The sequence below is a fragment of the Fibrobacter sp. UWH6 genome (genome assembly GCF_900142465.1).
GTDB lineage: Bacteria > Fibrobacterota > Fibrobacteria > Fibrobacterales > Fibrobacteraceae > Fibrobacter.
Genome location: NZ_FRAX01000013.1, coordinates 1 through 15,729 on the forward strand (window position 1 = coordinate 1; position 15,729 = coordinate 15,729).

A 15,729-nucleotide genomic window follows, 5' to 3' on the forward strand; every position below is an offset into this window, starting at 1 on the left:
TTGCAATTTAGTTATCCTAGCTGGCTCCCATCTGGGGGCCTTTTTTGCATCCTTCAGATTCCGCTCGGATTATGCATTTGCAAATAGAATTCGGGGTTCCTCTTGCCTACATATTCCGGCTTAAATTCACCCACTTTCAAATCAATTGCCACCAAACATTTCAGTTGCCTATGGAAGAAAAGCATATCTACCCTGCTTGCTTTCCCGTTGAATTCCAGCTCATGCTGATTTCCAATAAAGGCAAAGCCCTTTCCAAGTTCCAAAAGGAACTGTCTAACCTTTTCAACAAGTTTTCGTTCCAGTTCCAACTCCATTACCGGCTCTGTAATTCCAAGGAAACCCAAGTTATAAGTGCTGCGAAATGCTTCGTTCGCAAATTCCGCCTGACCTTCGGGCAACGTGTCCTTGAAGTTGTTTTGAGGGCGGTTAAGAGCAGCACGTTCATACATTTGCATTTTCACGGCGTTTATCAGCAAATCACGCGTCCATCCCTTGGCAACGCACTCCGAGGCGTAAAAAAGGATTTGGTTGTCGTCATCTGTAGTCCGCATCAATTGCAAAATATGTCCCCATGGCAAAAGTGCAACAGCCTGTTGCACTTTTGAATTGCTTTTAGAAAAACGTTCGTAAAATTTTTTCATATTCCAAAGGTTTCTCGGGGCCACCCCCATATCCGGAAAATGTTCCTTTAAATCTACAGAAAGGCGGCGAACAACGGAATTTCCATGCTTACTATCGAGCTTGCGCTCATGTAGCATTTTCCCAATTTCCCAGTAAGCAGCATTTTCACCAACATTTAGTTGACGTGCAACATTTACACGAGCCTGTTTAATTACTGCAACAGCCTGTTGCAGAATTTCACCATATTCAGATTCTACCTGCAAAACAATCTTTTTTGTCATAATATTCTCCGTACGTTTAAACCACCATTTCCCCACGCCGGGAAAATGGTCGATAGCATTCTTTTTGATTATAAAGATGTTCCCTACATTGCGTAGAGATTGGAGGTTCTAGCCACATTGTTGGCGAGGGTCTTCCTCGGCGTTACCTGGCGCGATGCACATTTCGGCGATCTCACGCTCTTGAGCAGGCTGCGTCTCCTGCCAGCTATCCAACAACATCAACCAGATGGTTAATGAACCTTGCCGCGAATGCACGTACGGACTTTTGCAAGTCTATGTCGACTGTCGCAAGGAGTGATGAATCATGGAATAAATATAATTAAAGATTTTGACAGTAAAGTGTCAAAAACTTTCTTCGGGCGGCCCGGCGCAGAAAGCGCCGTCACGCTCTATTTTATGGGGCTATTACATAGCCCTCATAAAACGGAGCCTCCCCGCCTACCGCATACCAGTAATGCAAAAAAGGCGGATGAGTCTCCGCCCCAAGGGGCCACGATCGTTGCCGCGATGCGGGAAGAGAACGCAACAACATGGAAAATGAATTCTTTGAGAGAAAAAACACACCCCTTGCACAGGCAAAAAGTTTTGTGTATCTTTTAGGGTGAATGAGTAATCCCCATGCGTGGGGCAAGTAAAACTCTCTGCTTGACGTCGTCGCCTTAGTTCATGACCTGACGATCAACGTAGGGCACTTGATATTATGTCAAAAATGACATATATTTAATGAGTTCCAAACATAAACCTTTGGCATGGCTGATTGTTCAGCCAAAATCTCCACCATTGTCACAAAAGGCGAGAATTACAAGAAAACGAATAAAACTCCACAGGACGTGATAAATCTCTGCAAGAAGAGGCTTGCTGCATACGACGCAAAGTGAGGCTATATGAAAAGGCGAAAAAAGAAAGACTTGAAAAAAAAGGCTGGAAGGTCGGTGATATAGATGAAATTCTAGACCTAAACGAAGCTGAAATGGCCATTATCGAAATGAAAGTTGCACTTGCTAAGGCCCTGGTAGAAAAACGGAAGAAGAACGGTCTATCTCAAGAAGAAGTGGCAAGGATATCAGGAACAAGCCAATCGCGCTTGGCAAAAATGGAAAAAGCGAACGCCAGCGTCTCCCTAGAGCTGATGATACGTGTGCTGTTTTCAATGGGTTCCAGCAAGAAAGAACTCCTAAAAACCATGGCCGGATAGTATGTCGACAGTGTTGAAAAAAAGACCCACCGTGGTCCGCTCTTATCGCTAAGATCGCGTGGTGGGCTTGCAAACAGTTTTACGAGGCTTATTCCTTGGCTGATGAAATCCTAATGACGAGCAGCCAATTCAGCCTTTATTCCTCTTAAAGAAGATGATTTCGGCTCAATAAATTTTTTCGTATCAATATCAGGAATATTGCGGCCTTGTTTTTCCAGCGAGAAAGAGTCTAAACCCCGATCCTTCAACAACTCATTTAAATGAACATTCTTTCGTTGTGGCGCACCGTCATCTGGATTAATAAAAGTTTCGCCATCGGGATAAACAACGATTACATCCGAACCATTCTCCAAACAAAGTTTTGCTCCGTTCTCGTAGAATAGCTTTGTCAAGGCAAAACACCGATCAATATCATATTCAGCACTGATTATGAAACGAAAGGACCCCTCTAGTTTATTGGATTTAGGGCGTTCACAGATTTTACCATAATAATCCAACATCTTAACTAACACGTGCTTCCGATAAACTCGAAGTCTTCTTTCAAAACAGGCTGTTTTTACGGATTCAATACAATCATGCATTCCTGCTGCAGAATTGGCCTTTTTCTGCGTTTTTTCGAAACAGGCCTTGAACAGTCGCATGGTGGCCATGGCATCATCGCAGCTCTTATGCCATGTGAGATCAGAAACATCTACACCCATTTGAGATAGGGATCCTTCCAAGCTTGCAGAAATCCCCATATAAGTTTTTAAAAAACTACGAATATCAAAAGTTTCAAACCTTATTGAAGCAAGATCATATCGTTTACACGTGTTTAGCAGATAATCAATATCATGGGCTACAGCAAAGCCAACCACCAGGGCTTTGGGTGTCAAAAGGATTTTCTTAATAATTTCGTACTGCTTGGGGAAATTAGGCTGTCTTTTAAACTCATTCTTCGAATAACCCAACCTGCAGTCAGAATCTTCCCAAAAAAGTTTTTTATTGAATCCGGCCTCTGGATTAATCAAAATGTCCCTAGATTCCAACACATTGAACTTTAAGTCCGTAATGACATAACCAAAAGAACAAATGGCGCTATAATCGCGCGTGCGCTTGGCACATTCAATATCAAAGAAAACAAGTTTTTCAAGAGCCATGGGGAAAGAACCTAAACTGTACAAAAAATAGATATTGCGAATCGTTTGCAATTATTTCAAATAAAAAGCAACTCTTATATGAGAGTTACTTTTTATTATTCATTACAGAGGCGCTAGATCGTTGTCACTACTAAACCACGAGCAATGGAAACGAGTTTATCCAAAGATTGTTTAAGTTCTTCTTTGGTGAAAGGGATGTTATAATTATTTTCTGGATGATGTATGCAATTTCTAACATACGTCTGCAATGTCACAGGACAAGCAGGTTGAACATTACCCCTATAAATTCGAATCCAATTCTTATTTTTGATGCAACCTTTATTCTCTAACCACGCTTCAAAATTTTTCTCCTGTTCATATTTAGCATCCTCCGTCATTGCCTGCGCCTGCAGATATCCATAAAGTTCATTATGAAATTCCGTTGATATATCCCCAAAAGCGTTATAGTTCGCCTCATTCAAAGATGGTGTCGGAAGACAATTGGAAACAAAAGGAATAACATCTAAATTTCCCTCAACCTTCGCTATCATTCTTAAATTCGAAAAATCTAGGTTTTTGACAATTTCTGAACTATGCGTGGTAATTAGCACCTGAGTCCTTGATTCATTCGCAAGCTGTTTTAAAGCTTGTACAAGCATTACTTGATGCTCTTTGTGCTGAGACGTTTCTGGTTCTTCTATTGCATAGATAACATCAGTATAATGATTCTCAACTTTTCTTCGTTCCGCTTCAGCTCTGAAGAAATTAAGAAGAACTAACCTTTTAACCCCACTTCCTCGTTTATTAATAGAAATATCGTTATCTCCAGAAATAGACAATCCCTTATACACATCAGTCCATTTCAAACTATCTACAGATGGTATTTTAGGATGCAAGCTTTCAGAAATTTCTTCTGACATTTCTCTCAGTTTAGCCAACGTCAAATTTGCGACACTCTGTACTTTAGCACGGACTCTTTCGTCAATTTCAGCTAACGCATTTTGAATAGAAGGTTCTCTAAAAATTTCACGAATTGCAGCTTTTAATGGATCCTGAACTTCATCGTCACTGTCACTATTTTTTCTATCTGATTGGAACAAAGAGTATAAAGGCAAATAATCATGCAATCTGTCCCAGACACCCTTTATATCACCATCTTTAGACGAAACATCAATTGGAGTATATTGACATCTTAAATCATTTGCATAATAGGTCCAAATAGCGGCACGCATTTCCGCATTTATAGACTTATTGCATTCAATACCCAATTTTTCAATTATTTTCTTTAAACCCTCATTTTTTCGTTGTAATAAGTCACGGCATTCTGGATTACTTGGATGATTCGCATTTATAAAGACTTTGATTGAAGTCGCCTTTGAATCCCCATTCTTGAACACTTTCAATACATCTAAATTACCATCTTCGTCCAATAAATATTCTTCACTAAGTTTTGTTTCAAAGGTTCCGTCCAAAACAACTGTTTCCGGCAATTCAGTAAAGATCGCCCCTATTTTAACATCTGTATCGCCGTTTTGTAAATTTTCAACATTCACATCCGTTTTATCAATCTTTATCACGCCTTTGCCATCATTAAAAAATATGTCCAAGGCTTCCATAATTGTTGATTTACCAATGTCATTTTTACCAACAAGCGCTGTCAAATCTGAAACATCAATGGAGACCCTGTTTTTATAGCCTCGAAAATTTTCAATGTAGACAGTTTTCAACCTCATTTTAGTCTCCTTTTTTTACATATCCCAAACACCGGATCGTTCAATCCGTTTCAAAACAAATTCAGAAATTTTAATTGAATTTAAAATCCCCCAAAAATGTTTCCTAACTTGGGAGAAAAGATAACACTTTTTTATGTAATCCAACACAAATGGGGCGTAAACACTCGTAAAAAAGTGTAACTTTTAAGTGTATTTGATTATGTAGGTGAAAGGGTTGTAATGCGATTATCATACGATTTTAGCGGACTGTTTGATTGCTCTGCCGATAAGACACGTGATTTGCCGGAAGAATTCAAGGTAAAAGCCAAGAAATTCTTTTGGACTTTCGATAAGGTTTCCGTTTTTCCGGAATTGGAAATTCCTGTATTTTTCAATGACTTTTTTGAATACTTACAATCACCAGATGTCTTGCCGAGCCTAAAGCGTTACCAAAAGGTATTCGTCTTCCCATTTTATTATCAAAAATTCAAAGAGAAAGCTGCTGACGAAGTAAATCGCAGAAGCCTGTATATGGGTTTTGAAGGCTGCATTCCTGAGTTCAATACAGAACAAATGACGGATCGTCGCCGTAGAGAATATGTGCAGGAGTTTCGAAAAGGGGAATGGCCGGATATCAAAAATCCCCTAGACATTTTTGGCGACGCGGAGTCCGACAACATATTCAAAAGGATATTTCAGTTCATTTATGCAGCATCTGTTTTTATTCGGTATTGCGACGAATCTCGCATCGATTTTGACCTTCTTGGAAGCATCAGCTTTTCAAAGGATCCCGAGCAATCGTCCAATCGGTTCAAGAATGTACCATTTGCAGTGAATGAAGCAAACACTCCACTGATTATTGATTTTTTCTTCCCCATAATACAGGAAAAATCTTTTGACCATCTCGGAATAGATGCCCAGTTAAATTTATTATTTACTCGTAAGTTGGCAAGCAACTTTACGAAATGCGAGCGAAGCCATATTTTCCAAGAATGTATAGCAAAGGTGTTCTTGCCAGCCTGGAACCAGAAGAAGAAAATATTTCACGAGCGAAAGGGCTTTAAGACAAAACTATCTACGCTGTTTAAGGAACTATTATTTAGAGCACGTTTTTACGGAATAATTGCGACACCCTACATTGACTTGGTGGATGACGAGTCCTCTTATCCTGACGCAGTCATGGCAAAGCTGGAATTGTCCCATTTGAGCTACCGCAATAATTCCCTCCTCGATACAAATAAGTTCATCAAGAGATCTAGATCAACGTATTCCATGCGTTTAAAAGGAACTCCCCTAAAAAACGACCAGAATGATGAGGAAAAAAATATTTTGTCACTTGTAAAGATGCCCAAAATCTTACAATTTTTGAGCTACATCTCTGAGCAACGTTCCTTTATAGAAAATCAGATTTCATTAGAAAATGCAAATCGTGAGGAAGTGTATAATTTTTTGTATAACACCCTTACAGAAAATTTCCAAGACGTAAGGGAATTTCTGCAAACGAACAAGGCAAAGTTCACTAATATGAATTCGGAAAGATGGATGTTCCCTACGTTAATGGACAGACTCATGTATTTTAGATTCCTAACTTATGGTGATTTTGTAGAAGTATCAAAAATCAACCTGGATGTTCCGGAATTCATCAATTGGGCGCTAAAAAAGTAACGACCACAAAATCTTTGCTATTTTGTTAACGACCACAAAATTGGTTCTGATTTGAAACCCATCTTCCCTAGAAGATGGGGTTTTCTTAATCTACATTACTCCTTGCGCAAAGCTTTGGCAATTAAAACATACAACATGCTTTATAGGAGTAAAACATGCCTAACAAAACTCAAGCAAATCTCGACCATCATGCAAACCAGATGAATCCTAATAACCAAGCTTATCAGGACCGCATGAACAATCATTCCAATCAGTTGAATCCCAATAATTGGCGTTACCAGCCGCCTAAGGGAGGAAAGTAATATGAATCTCGAAAACGGACCTTCTACAACAGGCAAAAAATCAGGTGGCGGTCGCGGAAACAACCCGCCTGGTGGAGGTAAATAAAAAATCTCGCAGCATCCCTCAATGATGGGGCGGAGCCTTTCATAGGCTTCGTCCTATTTTACACAACCGTTTTACTTTATATCATTCACCACTTTCGGTGAATATTCATGGGTAATGTCATTACCCGGATATGCATTTATGGCATCTTGGTAATAGGATTTATTTCTTCCGGCAATAGTTCTTACATCTTCAATTTCAATCACATAATAAGACTGTGCAGAAAAATTGCTCTTTTCAATGCCGCATCCAGCAAGCTTTTCAGCAAGAGCACTTGCATTGCAAATCTGCAGTTTCCCAACTACGTTGCCAACAATAACGCCTTCGCCATCCGTGTAGCCGGCAAAGGTTTTGCAATTGATCAAATGCGGATGTACCGGATACACAAATCCGTTTCTTGTATGGTAGAAATAGAATATCATTTTAGAATAGCCGCGATGCAAAAACTCCACATAATCAGGTTTCAAGTAACCGACCATGGTTAATTGCTGTGCGGAGTAACCTGCCCTAACTTCAGCAACCTGCAACAAACTAGGAATTATGGCATCATAGCTATAGTCTTTTGACTTCTGAATTTCAGCCACACATAGTTCTAATTCAGTCTTACGATTTCTACCACCTACGTAAGATTTCCACAATTCATCTGGATTCACATAAGCCAAATGAATAGGCGGCAAACGATTCAAGCCCCATTCCATAAGGGGTTTCATATCCACCGTTCCAAAAGCCTTGATAAAGTCAGTTGTTTTCTTTGATGACTGCATCGGGAATAAAAATGCGTTAAACACATTTTGAATTCCATTCTTTATCAAATACTCAAGAAACGCCTTGTGATAAACAAACTGTTTTACAACATCTTGTACACCGGGATTATTTGAAAGAACTTTCTTTGTCCATTTAGGCAAATAGTATTTTCCATCAAGAATACAGAATGTATTATCCGAAGCCTTGCAAACAATATCGGGAATCAATGTTTCCTTGGAAATAGGATCTTCATTATCTTCAAATTTCCATTCAAGGCAATCGATATACTTTTTAAAGGACTCGTATTCGTTCTTAAACACTTCCCCGCATGCATATTCCCAGACGAGGTTCAGGGAATTCGTTCCCCAGAGGCTGAAGGAATCTTCCTGTTCGTCCGTTTTCTTTTCGGCCACATAAGTGTAGAGAGTCTTGAGAAGCATTTGCTTGCGAGTCACGAACTGCGAGGCAATTTCTCGTTCTAGACGATACTTGATGTAGTCTGTATCTCCAAAATCATTAAGAGCCGCTTCGGTCAACTGAACAAACGGAACATCATCAAACAATTCCGTCAAGCCAAGATCTTCTAGATACTTGGAACATTCCGTAACAATGCATTCATGGAGTCGCTTGAAATAGTCGAAATCATCCGTTTGGTTTGCAATCGTCTTCAGTTCCAAATAATACGGACGATTATTCTTGAGGTATGCAAAAGTTTCATTGATGGTTCTGTCCCAATCAATCTCGCCTTCGCCATTAGTCTCTATAACTTCCTGATAGTTGGTGTAAATTCCATTCTCGTAATAATCATGGAGAATATGGAGAACCAAGCCAAGCATATTGAAGGTGCTACGTTCCTCGCCATTATACAAATGGATGGACTGCACTTTATCATTATGCTTTTGGATTGCCTTAAGGACAGACCTTAATTCTTTTACTAACCCTGATTCATCCTTCGGATCGTCGGGAAAATTATCAATATACTTGGGGTAGCATTTCAGAACACAATTTTCTGTATAGACCACACCCACATAATTCATTACATAGGCGATATCGGAATTTTCAGAAATTTCTTCGGCAATGACTTCGCTTTCTTCAGTAAGTCGGTCCAGATCAAAATTTTTTCTATTAACAGCCTTAGCAACACCGGAACGCTTAAGAGCAAATATCACCTTCTTGCCAGAATCTATATCCAAGCCAAGAATATCCTTAAACTCCTCCAGGGAGTAGGGGTGCATTTCTCTGAAATAGGCTGATTTCGGTATCTTTGGCATATCAGTTTAATTCTAGGACTTTGCCTTCTTTTCAAAGATTTCCTTTTGCATTTCTATTTCGCGGGCAAGCACCTCTTTGGACGGCATGTAAGTCAAGTATTTGGCTGCGTACATTCTTTTGTTCGTGGCGAGCGTTGAAAATTTCGCTACGTCTGCATTCGTATCAGAGCAAAGGATTATGCCGATTGTAGGATTGTCCCCTTCGGTACGTTTGTAGGAGTCGTACAGTTTCAAGTACATATCCATTTGGCCCACATCCTCGTACGAAATTTTACGGGTCTTAAGATCCACAAGCACAAAGCACTTGAGCATATAGTTGTAGAAAACGAGATCGATATAATAGTCATCGTCTTCGGTGTGGATGTGTTGCTGACGATTTACAAGAGCGTAGCCCTTGCCCATTTCCATGAGAAATTTTTGCAGGTGGTTTAGAATGGCGTTTTCAAGAGTCGATTCCGTAAATGCGGCCTCCTGATTCAAGCCAAGAAACTCGACAATCATGGGGTTCTTGATAAACTGAGATTTTTCCTTTTGGTAATCCGCAGTAAGGGCTTTCATTTCTTTAATTACAGCGGCTTTCTTATTCTTAGGAGTCTGCACCAATCGATAATAATACTGCGAAGCGATATTGCGCTTCAAGGTGCGGTAATCCCATTGTTCCGACGCGGCTTCCTGCATGTACCACAGGCGGGCCTTTTCGTCGGCGACTCGCATTAAGTTCTCATAGTGCATCCAGGATAGCTGAGGAAGCATGGGGGATCCGTTATCCGACTCGTTAAAAAGGGCAACCAATGGTTGCCCTTTTGGGGCAAGTGTGTTCCTAAAATTCGCTGGTAAGGCGCGAAGAATCTGGAGACTTTTGAAATTAAGGTAAAATTTCCGAAAGCTTTTTATTGTCGCAACCGAAAATCCCTTCCCAAATTTTTCTGTCAACGACTCCGATGCCAACTGAATGACATGCTTGCCATACCCGGCGCGGGCATACATTCAAGCGCATCGCGGCGCTCATTTTCAATCTCATTCACTAAAGCCGAACTTTGGATGCTAACATTTTTTTTCAAAAATTGATGAATTTCAAAGATAAAACGACACGAAATTTTTTGAATCGACGAGTAAAAAAGAGAAACCGTGTCAGAACACTCGTGCAGAAAAGTGTAAATAAACTAATTTTTAAAAGGTTGAATCAGAATCACTAGTTCAATCTTTCAATCAGTATGTAATAGTACATTACTTATGGGAATGAAATTTACATTTAAAGATTGCCAAATTCCGAAAAATCAGGCAAAACAAGTGGTTTAATCCGAGACTGTTCCATAAAATCTTTTATAAAAAGACGTAATTTTTCATACGCAATAGGACTTCCCTCATCACGCAATAAAGATTCTTTTTTTTCTATTGTCAGCTCATCAGAAGAAAAATCAAAAACAGCATCAAGAATAACCTTTACAAAAACTTTATCATCTTTTGATTTTGCGTTAAACTCAACTTGAACACGTCCGTCTTTTACTTTATCATCTTTTGAGACAATGCTAGAAAAGGAAAGACTCAATTGCAATTCATTTTCGCCCTTGTCAATATTCTCTACATCTAAATGCAGACTATTGATTCGCCATTTTTTTAGCACAACGCCGCACATATGAGATCCTCCTTTTTATAGGATAGTTTTGTAGTCATCGTTGATTTCTCTTTACTTCGAATATTTTCCTTACGATAGTAAATAGAATACTCGACAATATCACTATCATTATTGAAACGAAAATTTTTTCTTTGAATTCTTTGGCATGTGGCGTTCAAAATAAATTGTGCATTCAAAATGTGTTTCACTTCAAAAGAATTGTTGAATTTTATTTGATGCAAAAATTTCTCCACCTCAGGATCAAGGGATCCATATATAGCCCCTTTCTTGGGCAAATTATCCTCTTCAAAACATTCAATTGACTCTGCAGTGCAAGCTTGATCAAATAAAATAACGTTTGCATTCCATTTTTTTGAAGCTTTTTTGAACAACGAATCCATAGATATTTCATTGTCCAACATTTGAATTAACGATTGTTTTTCAACTTTTGCAATGGAATATTGCAATTCATCAATGTCAGCACAATACGCCAAAAAGAACTCACCTATATCATTGTTACACACAAAAAGAACGGGTATTTCATAAAAGAACAATACCTGCTTTGGTGTCAGATGTTTTTCATCAATTATGAAGTTAGGGAAAATCATTTACAAACCTGAAATTTCTCTTTTATGTTTATACCATTATATAAAAAGCAATGAACGTGCCACGGATTTCCATTTTTATCACTTATTATTCCTTGTGAATCTTCTACAATTCCCTGTGCAATGTATTTACCCTTAGACGGTTTTGCAAAAAGACTTTCCAATTTCTCGCGGGAAACAGAAAAAGAACAACTGTATAATCCCATATCATCATTTTTAAAATTCTTTCGCCCGTTACTTGAACGAAAAAAATTTACTTGCGCGAGCAAGTCAGGTGGCATTTCAGCCTTTACAACATCCTCATTCCCCGCAGATTCTAATTTTTTAACCCAATGAAAAAGTTCTGCTTGAGACAGAAAGTCTGAATCATACAATTCAATGTTTCCGTCTTTAGGTTTACAACGAAGTCCCCTATATAACTGTTTTGGAGCAAACGCTTTTTGAGGATCAAAAGTGTCAAAACTAACAATTTTGTCTTGTAAGGCTTTCTTCAAGACGCTAGGAAATTTTTCAATCGCTTCATTGAGTTCTTGTTCATTCATTACGATAACAATATATCTAAATATTAAAACATAAACAATAGGCTTATCATCCGTATTATACCAAATTTTACCATATTTGCCTTACAAATCATGCTTTTGAAGGGAAAAATACTTTTCAGCATTTATGGATTGCCATAACTACAAGGGTTTTATTTATTGTACTCTTCCTCTCTTTTCAAGATTACGCAAGTCCTTTTCTGTCATCCATTCCTCTTTTACTCAAGATAGCTCTTTGCTATTGGTTTCTCTTCTAGACAAATCATTACGGCCGACCAAGTTCCTTTTCGCGTTTGCTTTCGTCCTGGAATTCACCTTCGTCGAAGATGTCTTTTGCATCGGTGAGGAACACTTCGCAATCGCCTTTGATTTCGTCGCGGATTTTGAAAAATTCCTTTTCGGTGGCGGAACTTTCCACAAAATCTTGTTCAAGCGCCAAAATCAGGTAATCGGCATCCGCCCTTTGGCGGAACATTTTGCCCTGCAGGGCGCGATAATACTTGTTTGCGAACCATTCAATTTTATTGGTGTATGGTGCGCACGATTGCGGCTCCCTGACCCAGAGAATCCAGAAATAAAAGCGCTTGTTCAACAGATCAATGAAATTCTTCCTGAACGTTTCGCGGGCGGTGCGCTTGAATTCTTCGCGCATGCCGGAGCTTTTGGCGGTGAATGCCTTGAGCACATACAAGAAGTTCACGTCGTAAACTTGCAGCAAAAGCGTGTCGCGGTCGAACAGGCGGTTCTCGAAATGACGGTTGCGGTGTTGCCACATGTCGGCATCGTCCTTGCGGATGGAATTTTCGACATCCGGAATATCGCACGGACTCCGGTCGGGGACTTCGCCGCGGACAAAGAAGTTCGGCGTCACGGAATAGCCTTCCGTGAGAGGGTCGCGGTAGCGGAACCCGTCATAATTCTCGGAATTCCCGCCCTTCGAGAAATCGAGCAAATCGTTGATGTTGTACTGGATGATATTCCTGGCGTAGGTGAACTGCTTGTACACCGATTCGCCCACAATATCGTTCTTGTCGCTGTAGTACTTGCTGTCGCCAATGAACCAAATCTTTTGCGCGTCGTCGGCAAAAATCAATTGACGGTCCTCGTAAAGATGGTCGACCTCCTTGCCGTCTTTTTGGCTCTTGAGATATTCCATATTTGCCGGGAGATCGTCGCCGACCAGTTTGTCGATCATCGCCTCGAAAACGTTGTTGTACTTGCTCGTGAGCAAATACTCGCTTTCGAAACTGCATGCGCTGAACTTGCCGCCCCATTCGAAGAACGCCTTCATGATGTTGTAGAGGCGCAGGAACTTGTCCGCAAAGTACTTGTGCTTGATGCGGCGCAGCTCCACCAAACCGCGGTGCCCGAGCAAACGCCGGAAATCGTTCACGCGCATGGGCGCATAGAATTCCGACCTCGGCATCCTGAAGCCGAAAACTTCGCCTATGTAGTTCATCGCCGAGAAATACAGCACAATCAGACGGTCGTCCAGATCGAAAACCTTCTTCTTGTTCACCAGCTCCATATAGACGGGAGTTTGCATCCCGGGCCCGCCAATCGCCAACCCCGCCCCCGAACCGGAATCCCCCTGCAGAATCGGCAGTTTGCGCATCGTGCGCCGCCAATCGATGCCCCCTCGCTTTATACGGGCGGCCCGGCACGACCGTGCCGTCGCGCTCTATTTCATGGGGCCGGATCCTTCGCTGCCTCGCCCCGCCCCTCATGAAACGGAGCCTTGCTCGAAGTAACCGCAGACAAAACCGCCCGCAAGTCTCCGCCCCAAGGCTTGCCGAAATACTGCCCGCCGAAAATGAAAACAACTACGATTACCTCTACCAGATAAAAAAGTTCGCGGAGCAGTGCGGACTGCTCTATTTTTTTCACTAAATGCGAAAATATTTCACTACTCTACCGACCAAAAGCATCCTATTATATTGACATCTTCTATTTTTTCATAGCATTTTTCATCTACAAATTTCTGGTGTTTGCAATCCCAATACTCTTTCCCACAAATTGAGCATGATGAAGACTTTGCATTAAACGCAATGACGGGGCAAATCCTATACCCTTGGACAATTTCAGAAGCGTCTTTAGACAATTCAATGAAAAGTTTGCCATCCTCATGGTTGATTTTGCATGAAGCGTATTGAATTGGTCTTCTATGCAATCTCATGTTGCCATTCAAACCTATTGGGCTGAGCTTATCGAAGGTATTTTCTGTTGCAATGTGCAGGTTGATATTCTTTTGCAATTCTTCGACAAAGTCCAGAAATTCTTCCTTTGTTTTTGGAAGCCTATTAATTTCCGCAATACAATCTATAACATCCTGGATTCCGCCTATAAAAGAAAGTTTTGCAATCCGTTTCAAAAAAGGCCAAGCCAACGTAAAAACAATATTCTTTTGGGAATAGTGTTCATTGTACAGTTTCAAAGTTGAACTCAAAGACTGGATAACTAAATGCACCTTCTTTTCAAAGTTTTCATTACTAGAAATTTTTATCGTCGGGATGTTTATATAGGAATCATTAATGTCCATTCGCATAACCGATTCTGGTATATGCAAATCCAATCCATTCTTTTTTGACTCCTTGACAAACTCAATAACATCGGAATCAACTACAGAATATTGATTTTCTCCATCGTTAAGGACATCAAACTCAGCAATAGAATCTGATTCAATGGTTCCGTCCACACAGGACAAAAAGGCTCTGACACCATACTCATTTTTATAAAGGCTGTTCGACAACCTTTCCCCATAAGCGACTTTTTTTACTTCATCATTTTTTTCAGGAAATTGCTTAACTCCGAAATACTCTGATATCAGTGGATTGCCCTGCATAAAGAGAACGCATAGCCTTTTCCAGTCTGAAACCGCAAGTTGCCCGTCTATTCTAAAAAGTTTAGTATATGGAATATTTTTATCCACTTTATCTAGGGACTGATCCAAACGTTTTACATATTCTTCCTCATTATACAATTTTATGGCTGCATCAAAATGCACAATTGCTTGCTTACCATGTTCGTATATTGAATGAATATAACGGAACCCATAATGTTCATCTGACACACCGACGGACGGCTGCGTTGTAATCTCTTCGCATTCAAACGTATGCGATTGATTATCGTAATACCACGAAAAATCTGTTGAATCTATCAAGCTATAGAGAGCTTCATCCTCGGATGATTTATGTCTGGCAACTCCTTTTTGTATTTTAGAGACATCACCATTAAATTTAGGCCCATACCAATATTCAAGTTCAATAGACCTTTTTACGCCATGTTTCCACCCTAACATGTTTTTATCAATCCGGATTTTTGCATTCCAATCAGGGTTATTGGATTGAATCAGCTCATTTAAAAAAAGGTTGCAGCAACTATTGTGTATCGAAAGTCTTTTGCGGAAAAATTGATGGGCGAGAACTGCGTAATCGCTGTTTTTTGAACAAAAGATACCATCACCGTTATAAGTAAAATCTGTCAATATATCAGAAATAGATATCAACCCATCCTTATCACATTTTTCAAATAGTTCAGGAAAGGCATTTACCGCAATATTTTCCTCTAAAGCGATACAACATTCCGCATACGTAATTTTAGGAGAATCGGCCCCAAGATTTTTTAAAGATTCAAGGAAAGGTTTTCTTGAATCTCGGGTCATTTCATCTACATATTCTTGAAGAGCAATTTTATGTTTTTGGCAAATCAACTTGGCTTCGTCATCATTTTCATAAGCATTGGACACGCCTATAAGCGAGCATATATTTTTCTCAAAATGCAATCCTAACAATTCGGCCCAACCTGCAGGGCGATGCATGTCATGCCCCAAGCACTGCGGCAAACCGGATGGACAGTCAATAAAAGAACTTGCCAACTCCCTTAAAGGAATTCTTTGCTTGTATTTATTGACGAGGTCTGTATTAAAGATACCGAGGAAGGATTTCATAAAAAAATTCCTATAGGACACCCATTTTTCTGT

The 15,729-nt window shown here is 40.0% G+C and carries 14 protein-coding genes; 4 read left to right on the forward strand and 10 right to left on the reverse strand.

Annotation, left to right across the window (positions count from 1 at the left end):
• Positions 1-53: 53 nt before the first annotated feature.
• Entirely contained in the window at positions 54-902 is an 849-nt protein-coding gene (locus tag BUB73_RS11255; protein WP_073285909.1) for a PDDEXK nuclease domain-containing protein, read from the reverse strand.
• Between the two features lie 297 nt (positions 903-1,199).
• On the opposite strand from BUB73_RS11255, the gene BUB73_RS11260 reads away from it, so the two are divergent.
• Together BUB73_RS11260 and BUB73_RS11265 are read left to right on the forward strand one after the other, a co-directional pair.
• On the forward strand, positions 1,200-1,502 hold the full coding sequence (locus tag BUB73_RS11260; RefSeq protein WP_073285911.1) for a hypothetical protein: 303 nt from the start codon (positions 1,200-1,202) through the stop codon (positions 1,500-1,502).
• A gap of 274 nt (positions 1,503-1,776) precedes the next feature.
• Complete coding sequence (locus tag BUB73_RS11265) at positions 1,777-2,097, forward strand: helix-turn-helix domain-containing protein (RefSeq protein WP_073285914.1); 321 nt, start codon at positions 1,777-1,779, stop codon at positions 2,095-2,097.
• A 110-nt stretch (positions 2,098-2,207) separates the two neighbouring features.
• On the opposite strand, the gene BUB73_RS11270 is transcribed toward BUB73_RS11265, so the two are convergent.
• Positions 2,208-3,236 (reverse strand): exonuclease domain-containing protein, encoded by a 1,029-nt coding sequence (locus BUB73_RS11270; RefSeq protein ID WP_073285917.1) that lies wholly within the window; start codon positions 3,234-3,236, stop codon positions 2,208-2,210.
• A 113-nt stretch (positions 3,237-3,349) separates the two neighbouring features.
• Positions 3,350-4,948, reverse strand: a complete 1,599-nt coding sequence (locus tag BUB73_RS11275) for an ATP-binding protein (RefSeq protein ID WP_073285921.1) — start codon at positions 4,946-4,948, stop codon at positions 3,350-3,352.
• 219 nt (positions 4,949-5,167) lie between these two features.
• Between BUB73_RS11275 and BUB73_RS11280 the strand changes: the two genes are divergently transcribed.
• A complete protein-coding gene (locus tag BUB73_RS11280) occupies positions 5,168-6,592 on the forward strand; it encodes a hypothetical protein (RefSeq protein WP_073285924.1) in 1,425 nt (474 codons plus the stop codon).
• Between the two features lie 155 nt (positions 6,593-6,747).
• A complete protein-coding gene (locus BUB73_RS17345; RefSeq protein WP_170932357.1) occupies positions 6,748-6,894 on the forward strand; it encodes a hypothetical protein in 147 nt (48 codons plus the stop codon).
• 156 nt (positions 6,895-7,050) lie between these two features.
• Here BUB73_RS17345 and BUB73_RS11285 read toward each other — a convergent pair whose 3' ends face one another.
• The 7 genes from BUB73_RS11285 to BUB73_RS11320 all read right to left on the reverse strand — a co-directional run bounded on the left by BUB73_RS11285 (position 7,051) and on the right by BUB73_RS11320 (position 15,696).
• Entirely contained in the window at positions 7,051-8,991 is a 1,941-nt protein-coding gene (locus tag BUB73_RS11285) for an LlaJI family restriction endonuclease (protein ID WP_083539757.1), read from the reverse strand.
• 12 nt (positions 8,992-9,003) lie between these two features.
• A complete protein-coding gene (locus BUB73_RS11290; protein ID WP_073285930.1) occupies positions 9,004-9,978 on the reverse strand; it encodes a PDDEXK nuclease domain-containing protein in 975 nt (324 codons plus the stop codon).
• A gap of 265 nt (positions 9,979-10,243) precedes the next feature.
• The gene (locus BUB73_RS11295; protein ID WP_073285932.1) at positions 10,244-10,627 is read right to left on the reverse strand and encodes a hypothetical protein; all 384 of its coding nucleotides are present in this window, start codon (positions 10,625-10,627) and stop codon (positions 10,244-10,246) included.
• Positions 10,609-11,214, reverse strand: a complete 606-nt coding sequence (locus BUB73_RS11300) for a hypothetical protein (protein WP_073285935.1) — start codon at positions 11,212-11,214, stop codon at positions 10,609-10,611. The genes BUB73_RS11295 and BUB73_RS11300 overlap by 19 nt, the downstream gene beginning before the upstream one ends.
• Positions 11,211-11,753: a hypothetical protein gene (locus BUB73_RS11305; RefSeq protein ID WP_073285938.1), complete on the reverse strand. Its 543-nt coding sequence runs from the start codon at positions 11,751-11,753 to the stop codon at positions 11,211-11,213. Before BUB73_RS11305 ends, BUB73_RS11300 begins: the two co-directional genes overlap by 4 nt.
• 262 nt (positions 11,754-12,015) lie before the next feature.
• Positions 12,016-13,365, reverse strand: a complete 1,350-nt coding sequence (locus BUB73_RS11310) for a hypothetical protein (RefSeq protein ID WP_073285941.1) — start codon at positions 13,363-13,365, stop codon at positions 12,016-12,018.
• A 291-nt stretch (positions 13,366-13,656) separates the two neighbouring features.
• On the reverse strand, positions 13,657-15,696 hold the full coding sequence (locus tag BUB73_RS11320) for a hypothetical protein (protein ID WP_073285947.1): 2,040 nt from the start codon (positions 15,694-15,696) through the stop codon (positions 13,657-13,659).
• Positions 15,697-15,729 lie beyond the last annotated feature (33 nt).